This window comes from uncultured Enorma sp. (assembly GCA_905210055.1).
Classification (GTDB): domain Bacteria; phylum Actinomycetota; class Coriobacteriia; order Coriobacteriales; family Coriobacteriaceae; genus Enorma.
Genome location: CAJLVH010000101.1, coordinates 1 through 7292 on the forward strand (window position 1 = coordinate 1; position 7292 = coordinate 7292).

Genomic DNA, 7292 nt, shown 5'->3' on the forward strand with positions numbered 1-7292 from the left:
CCCGCGGCGGCGTGCGCTTCCGCTCGGGCAAGGCGCTCGTGCCGTTCCGCATCACCGGAAACATCGAATGGGGCGTTCCCGTGGACGATTCCTGCGGCTGCCATGGTCTCACCTGCTGGGTGTGGCCGGAAAGCCTGTGGGCGCCCATCAGCTTCACGCGCACCGCGCTTGCCGAAGCCGAGCGCGCAGGCAAGGGTGAGCGCTACGCGAGCCTTGATTGGCACGACTGGTGGTGCAGCGAGGATGCGCCCGCCTACCAGTTCATCGGCCAGGACAACATCTACTTCTACGGCATCGCGCAGACGGCGCTGTGGGCCGCCCTTGGTTGCAACATGCAGCAGTCGACGCTCGTGGCGAACTACCACGTGCTCTACATGGGTAAGAAGGCGAGCTCTTCAAGCAAGACGCCGCCCCCGCCCGCAAGCGAGCTCCTGGAGCACTACGACACCGAGCAGCTGCGCGCGCACTTCCTGTCGCTCGGACTTTCCGAGAAGCCGGTGAGCTTCTCGCCCAAGGCCTACGACCTGCGCGAGACGGGAAAGAACCCGGATGGCACGGCGCTTCTGGCGCGCGACGATAAGCGCGTGATCGACCCCGTGCTCAAGGAGGGCACGCTCCTCACCGGCGTGTTCAACCGCCTTGCCCGCTCGTGCTTCTATGGTGTGGCCGAGCGCGAAGGCGACGAGAGCCTCGTGCGCACGGGCTGCATCCCAGCAGGTTCCGCGAGCGCCGAGGCAGCGGATGCGATCGAGCAGGCCGTACTCGGCTTCGAAGACGCCATGCATCGCTTCGAGTTCCACCGGGCGCTCGGCGTGTGCGATGCGTTCCTGCGCGCGGCGAACAAGCGCTGGAGCGACGCAAGCAAAGCTGCGAAGGCGGCAGGTGCCGAAGACCCCGCTCGCGGCGATGACCTCATGAAGCAGGCGCTCGTGGATGCGTTCGCGGAGCTGCGCGTGGCGACTGTGCTCATGCACGGCGTCGTACCGCGTGGCTGCGAGCTCATCTGCGAGTATTTCGATATCGCGCCGGAGGCGTTCTTCAGCTGGGATCACGTACTCGAAACGACCGACGAGTTCGTGCGCGCCTTGGGCGAAGAGCCCGGCAGCCACCGCGTGAAGGTGCTGCCCCCGCGCTTCGATTTCTTCGCCTACTAACGATTACTGGGTCGCGCCGCACCGCGCTGCCCCGCTGACAACATCCACGATCTAGAAAGGGTCCCATGAGCGGCACCTTGACCATACGCCTTGCCACCGAGAAAGACATCCCCGCTGTGGAGCAGGTGCTTCGCGACGGCAAGGCATCGATCGCGAAGCTCGGCATCGCGCAGTGGCAGTCGGACGGCTACCCCAGCCGCGCCGAAGTCGCCCACGATGTCGAACAGGACGCATGCTACCTTGCCGAAGATGAGACCGGCACAGCGCTGGGCACAATCGCGCTTCTCTTCGACGGGGAGCCGATGTATGACCGCATCGACGGTACCTGGCTCACGAGCTCTACCAGCAGCGCACCCCGCTACGGCACGCTCCATCGCACGGCCGTGAGCCGCGACGCGGCGCGCAGGGGCGTGATGAGCGCGCTTTTCGCCGAAGCGGAACGCATCGCGCGCGAGCGGGGATCCGAAAGCCTCCGCGCCGACACGCACCCCGGCAACACGCCCATGCGTCGTCTGCTCGAACGCCTCGGGTACACCGAATGCGGCATCGTCGTGCTCGAGCGCGACGAGCCGGAACCCGAACGCGTCGCCTACGAGAAGCTCCTCACCGCGTGATAATTTCAGTACCTGGTACTGAAATTATCATTTCTAGAAAGGCAGCCATGCAAACGCTCTACCTCATGCGCCATGGACAGACCGAATACAATGTGCAGCACATTCTCCAGGGACGCTGCGATTCCCCGCTCACGTGCGAGGGCATCGCACAGGCGCGCCGCACCGCCGCATGGCTACGTGAGCACGCCGAACACGTCGAGCTCACCTGCACCTCACCGCTCGGCCGCGCGCGGCAGACGCTCGACCTCGTTCGCGAAGAGGTTCCCGCGCTCGCTCAGCTCCCCCGCCTCGATGTGCCGGGCCTCATGGAGCGCGACTACGGACGCTTCGACGGCAAGCCCGTTGAGCAGCTACCTGCTGACCCCTGGAATCCGGGCGACGCCACCGTGCGCTATGGTGGAGAGTCGCAGGCCGCGGCGCGCTACCGCATCGTCCGCACCATGCAAGACCTCATGAACAGCTGCGAGGGGAACGTGCTCGCCGTGAGCCACGGATCCATCAGCCGGCTCTTCAAAACCGTCTGGGCGGAGCATGCTCGCTGCGACCAAGACGTCGCGCTCGGCAACTGCTGCGTGCTCGTATTCGAATACGACTCCGCAACGGGCACGTTTGCAAACACGGAGATTCTCAACCAGTAGATCCTGCCAAAATCCCCCGTCCCCTTTGGCAGGTTCACGCCGCTTTTCCCACGCTGAGCACGAAAAGCGGCGGAATTCTGACATTGGGGACTGTCCTCAATGTCAGGGTTAGCGGCGCTTGCCGTGGGAGTTGCGCCAGATCTCGCGGCCGAGCATGAGCGCGAGCACGAGCGCGGAGAAGTAGCCCAAAAAGCCGATGATCGGGATGCCGAAGATCACCGGCTTGATCTTTGCGTAGTACACCACCGACGAACCGATGAAGAGACCTGCGATGACGATCGCCATGGACATACGGTCCACGATGCCGCCCAGCCGGCGGAGCACCTCGTCGGAACCCATGAGCTCGGTGTTCACCTTGAGCTGTCCGCGCGTGAGCATGCGCGATGCAAGACCGAGGTATTCGGCGGCCTGCAGCGTGCCCTTCACGGCACGCATCGAGCCTGCGCCGAGCTCTTCAGCAGCCTCGCGCATCCGCGTATACGCGCTCTTCTCGCGCGCGATGTGCGCCTGGATGATCTCGATCATGTTCACATCGGGCATGTACTCGGTGAGCAAGCCCTCGAGCGTCACCATGCCGCGGGCAAAGAGCGTCACCACGCTCGGCAGCTCGATGGAGTTCTTGCGTGCCAGGTTGATGAGCGTGGTGAGGAACCGTCCGATATCGAGGTCTTTCAGGTTCGCGCCGCCGAAATCCTGCACGATGTAGTCGAGGTCGGTGAGAAACGCCGTGTGGTCGATCGCCGCCGTATCACCGCGCGAGACGGCGAAGCGCATGAACGCGTCCTTGAGCGCCGGCACGTCATTTTCCGCGACGGCGAAGATGATTTCCTTCACGATGCCGCGGTCGTGCTCGGACATGCGGCCGATCATACCGAGGTCGATGAAATAGACGATGCCGTCCTTCAAAATGATGTTGCCGGCATGCGGATCCGCATGGAAGAAGCCGTCGTCGAGCACCTGCGTGGCGTAGTCGTCCACGATCTGCGCGCCCACCTCGTTCAGGCGATAGTCCGCGTGCTCGAGCTCCTCGGGATCGGCGATCGAGATGCCGTCGATGTAATCCATGACCACGATGTGCTCGGTGCAGTAGTCGAGATACGACCGTGGGCACGAGATGTTCGGCGTGTTCTTGTGGAACGCATAGAACTCGTTGAGGTTCCGCGCCTCGGTGAGGAAGTTCGTCTCCTCGCGGAACGACCGCCAGAGCTCCTCCACCACTTCGCGCAGGTCGATGATCTGCTCGGTCTTGATGAAGCGTGTGACGTGGCGCGCGAGCGAGCGCATGATATCGATGTCTTGCGCCATGACCTGCTGGGCGCCGGGGCGCTGCACCTTCACGGCGACGTCCTCGCCCGTCACGAGGCGCGCCCGATGCACCTGCGCGAGCGACGCGGATCCCAACGGGTTGGGATCGACGGCGTCGAAGATCTCCCCGAGCTCGTGCCCGTATTCCGCCTCCAGGCAATCGAGCACCACCGCATACGGCACCGGGTCGACCTCCGTGCGCAGGCGGCGCAGCTCATCGCAGTAGCGCTGGGGCAAGATCTCGGAGCGGTTGGCAAGGATCTGCCCCATCTTCACGAACATGGGCCCGAGCTCTTCGAGCATGCGGCGCAGCCGCACAGGCGTGAGGTCGTGCCAGATCTCGTATTTCCGGGCGATATGGAAGATCTCGGCGATGCGCCGCCGACGCCCGGTAACGGTGAGCTGGTACTTCTCGGTATCGGCCATCACCTGGGGCTCTTCGGGCACCTCGTCTACCGCGCGCTCGCGCTTGAAGCTCGTACGCGAGGGCACGGGCTCCGGTGTATCCGGTGCCGTCTCATCGGCGACCGTCACGAGCGGTTCAGCGCTCTTTGTGTTCCTCTCGTCGAATTCCATGGTCGCTGCTGAGCACTAGGCGTTCGTAGCGCCGTCCTCGGCGGCAGGCTCGGGCTCTTCGTCCTCAACGGGCTCGACCCCCTCGACGGGTACTTCCGTCGCAGCATCCGGCACATTCGCCACGAGCTCCTCGACATGCGCAATGAACGCGGCGCGCTCGGTTGCGGAAAGCGGGCGCACGCGCGCCAAGATGAGCTCGTCCAAAATGCGCTCGGCGACGTTTGCGCCCTGTGCGCTCACGCGCTCGGTAACGTCGTGGAACGTTCCGCCCGCGCGCTCGAACGCATCGGCCATGGAGCGGCCGAAGTCGCTCTCCGCGGCGTCGGCGCGAACCTGCGCTCCGCGCGCCGTGAGGTCGTCGAGCAGTTCCTTTCCCTTATCGGCAGCAACCGCGGCAACGCCCAGGCTAGCGTTCACCATGTTGTTCATGAGCTCTTCGAATGATGTGGCCATGTTGCCTCCCTGGTTTGCGCGGCGCCGGGTTTGTCTGCCAGCGCCACCATCGTTGCCTCTCTTGTACCCCGAACGCGCCGCCCTCAAAATCGATACGACCCGGCTCGTCTCGATCGCGTCGGTCAGCGCTCGTTGTCCGACATCGCGAAGCCGTTTTTCATCGCGCAGCTCGTGGTGTAGAGCACCTTGCCCAGAAGCTCCTCGGTCGCACGCCTGAGCTCATCGGCGAGCTGGTCGTTCGCGGCGGCAAGCTGTTCGGACACCTTTTCGGGCGCAAGTTTCGCTGCCTCAGCGTCGGTACGATGAAGCATCGCATGGCCGGCGGCCGCCATCTTCTCCTGATACCCCTCGATCGCAGCCGAGTTTTCATGGAAGCGCGCGTCGGCGAGAGCGGCAATGAGGCGGTTCGCCCAATAGAAGCTCTCGCTCGTCACGCGGGCGGTCGTGTTGCCCAGGTACTCCGGCAGCTCATCGACATTTGCATAGAAGGGCACGAGCGCATTGAAGGGATTCGAGCCGAACGCCATCCACTGCACCGCACGCCATGCCTCGTCGGCGTAGGGGCGCAGCTGCAGCACCGCGAGCTGACCGTTGCGGTTGATGCCGATGGGACGGTACAGCGCGCGCGAGGCGGGCGTGCCCTTATAGCCATACGGGTCGAACGGGGTGCCCTGGTAGTGCGAGGAAAGCACGTCTTTCACGTCCTCGACGGTGAGCTTCCGCTCGGGAACGCGCGCCCACGGAATGTCGTCGGACTCCGGAGTGAGCTCGGCGGCGGAGCCGTCCCAGCGATCGCGCGGATTCAGGCAGCGCTGCATGTACCAGGCGCGCGGCGTGTTGTACACGTGGTCAGAATCGCTATGGCTGCCGAATGCCTCGCGCGGATTGAAGACGTCGCCTGCGAGCACGCGCTCGCGCACGTCATCCAGCACATCCAGGAAGTCGGGCTCGTCGTCCGACGCATCTTCGGAATCCTCGAAAGCATCGACATCGTCCAGGTCGTCTTCTGCATATTCGTAATACAGATCCTCATAGATGTCGTCGATGACTTCGGGACGGATGAGCGTGAGGTCGAGATGGTGCTCGCGCATCCACGAGCGAAGGTCCGCACTCGCCATGTGCTCCACTTGCTCGCCTTCGGCATCCGCAAGATCGAAGTAATCGATACCGAGCTGGTTCGGCATGGTCACATAGGCATCGTCCGGCACGCGCTTCGCGATCCAGTGGTGCCCGCCTACGGTCTCGAGCCACCAGATCTCGTCGACGTCGGAGAATGCGATGCCGTTCATCTCGTACGTGCCGTAGCGCTCCAGAAGCTCGCCGAGCCGCTTCACGCCGTCGCGGGCACTCGTGATGTAGGGCAGCACGAGCGTGACCATATCTTCCTCGCCGATGCCGCCGGGACGGGCGGGGATGTAGCCAGCCTCGCCCTCGACGCCCTGCGCGGGCTGGTACTTCACGAGCGGATCGGCTCCGAGCACGCGCGGATTCGACGTGATGGTCTCTGTCGCGCTCATACCGACGTTGAGCTCGTTGAAACCCGCCGCTGCCCAGGGTCCATGACCGGGTATGGCGTCGGGAACCGCGGTGTAGCGCATGGGGTTATCGGGAAGTTCGATGCTCAGGTGCGATTCTGTCGAGGTGTAGGTTCGTGGCTGCTCTTCCGGCCTCACCACGACGAGGCGCTTGGGCTCGAACTGGCCGTTCGGGGAGTCTTCGTTGCGCGCGACGATCGTGGAGCCATCGTATGTTGCCTTCTTGCCGATCAAGATGGTGGTGCAGGCCATATGCCCTCCTTAGCCAGGCGCTTGGAACACGGTGAGACCGCGTAGGCGCGATGTGGTATCTAGCTAGTAGTGTAGCGCTCTGCGCGGACAAACACGCGTGGAGTCCGCGACGCGTTGGCTTGCCAACGAGACCCACGCGCACTCGTTTGATTGCTTACACATTTCCCGGTGTTGCGGGAGCCGCTCCGGGGTATCATCTTTCACCGGTGGCCGCGCCCGCGGACACCTTTGACGCACTCGGTGCCGCCGGGCTGCGTCATGACTCCGTGCTCGCGTTGCGGGCACATTACCCGCTCCGTCGGAGCGTAGATGAGGAAGGTACAGCATGGCAACCGGTACGATCAAGAAGTCGTTCTTCCGTGAGAAGGGCTACGGCTTCATCACGCCCGACGAGGCGCTCGAGAACGGCTCGAAATCCGACGTGTTCGTGCATTTCAGCGCCATTCAGATGGATGGCTACAAGTCCCTCGACGAGGGCGACCGCGTTGAGTTCGAGATGGGTCCGGGCAAGAAGCCCGGTGAGACGCAGGCGATCAACGTCCGCAAGATCGCGTAACCGCACGTAAGCAGCATACGTAGTTCGAACGCGGCGCTCAGGATTCGTCCTGAGCGCCGCGTCGCTTTGGGGCAACACTTTGGGGACGGGTCGCGTAAAAATACCCCAGGGGCGACACTTTGGGGACGGGTACGTTTGTGACGTTTTTGACACTTTGGGGACGGATATCTTTGTATCGAAAACGTCACAAACGTACCCGTCCCCAAAGT

Annotated in this window: 7 protein-coding genes; 4 read left to right on the top strand and 3 right to left on the bottom strand. The window is 63.7% G+C overall.

The features are described from left to right. The 3 genes from QZ079_RS06895 to QZ079_RS06905 all read left to right on the top strand — a co-directional run. On the top strand, nt 1–1154 hold a 1154-nt coding region (locus QZ079_RS06895; protein WP_297036852.1), incomplete at its 5' end, for a class I tRNA ligase family protein. 65 nt (nt 1155–1219) lie between these two features. Further along, entirely contained in the window at nt 1220–1768 is a 549-nt protein-coding gene (locus tag QZ079_RS06900; protein ID WP_297036856.1) for a GNAT family N-acetyltransferase, read from the top strand. 47 nt (nt 1769–1815) lie between these two features. Next, nucleotides 1816–2406 carry a histidine phosphatase family protein gene (locus QZ079_RS06905; RefSeq protein WP_297036858.1) on the top strand — a complete coding sequence of 197 codons (591 nt, stop codon included), beginning with the start codon at nt 1816–1818 and terminating at the stop codon, nt 2404–2406. A gap of 108 nt (nt 2407–2514) precedes the next feature. Here QZ079_RS06905 and QZ079_RS06910 read toward each other — a convergent pair whose 3' ends face one another. The 3 genes from QZ079_RS06910 to QZ079_RS06920 form a co-directional block, all read right to left on the bottom strand. Further along, the gene (locus QZ079_RS06910; protein ID WP_297036872.1) at nt 2515–4137 is read right to left on the bottom strand and encodes an AarF/ABC1/UbiB kinase family protein; all 1623 of its coding nucleotides are present in this window, start codon (nt 4135–4137) and stop codon (nt 2515–2517) included. Nucleotides 4138–4302: 165 nt separating this feature from the next. Further along, the gene (locus QZ079_RS06915; RefSeq protein WP_297036862.1) at nt 4303–4740 is read right to left on the bottom strand and encodes a hypothetical protein; all 438 of its coding nucleotides are present in this window, start codon (nt 4738–4740) and stop codon (nt 4303–4305) included. A 122-nt stretch (nt 4741–4862) separates the two neighbouring features. Continuing rightward, entirely contained in the window at nt 4863–6527 is a 1665-nt protein-coding gene (locus tag QZ079_RS06920; protein ID WP_297036865.1) for a C69 family dipeptidase, read from the bottom strand. Nucleotides 6528–6852: 325 nt separating this feature from the next. Here QZ079_RS06920 and QZ079_RS06925 point away from each other — a divergent pair, with 325 nt between their 5' ends. Then, complete coding sequence (locus QZ079_RS06925) at nt 6853–7083, top strand: cold-shock protein (RefSeq protein ID WP_297036869.1); 231 nt, start codon at nt 6853–6855, stop codon at nt 7081–7083. The last annotated feature ends 209 nt before the right edge of the window (nt 7084–7292 follow it).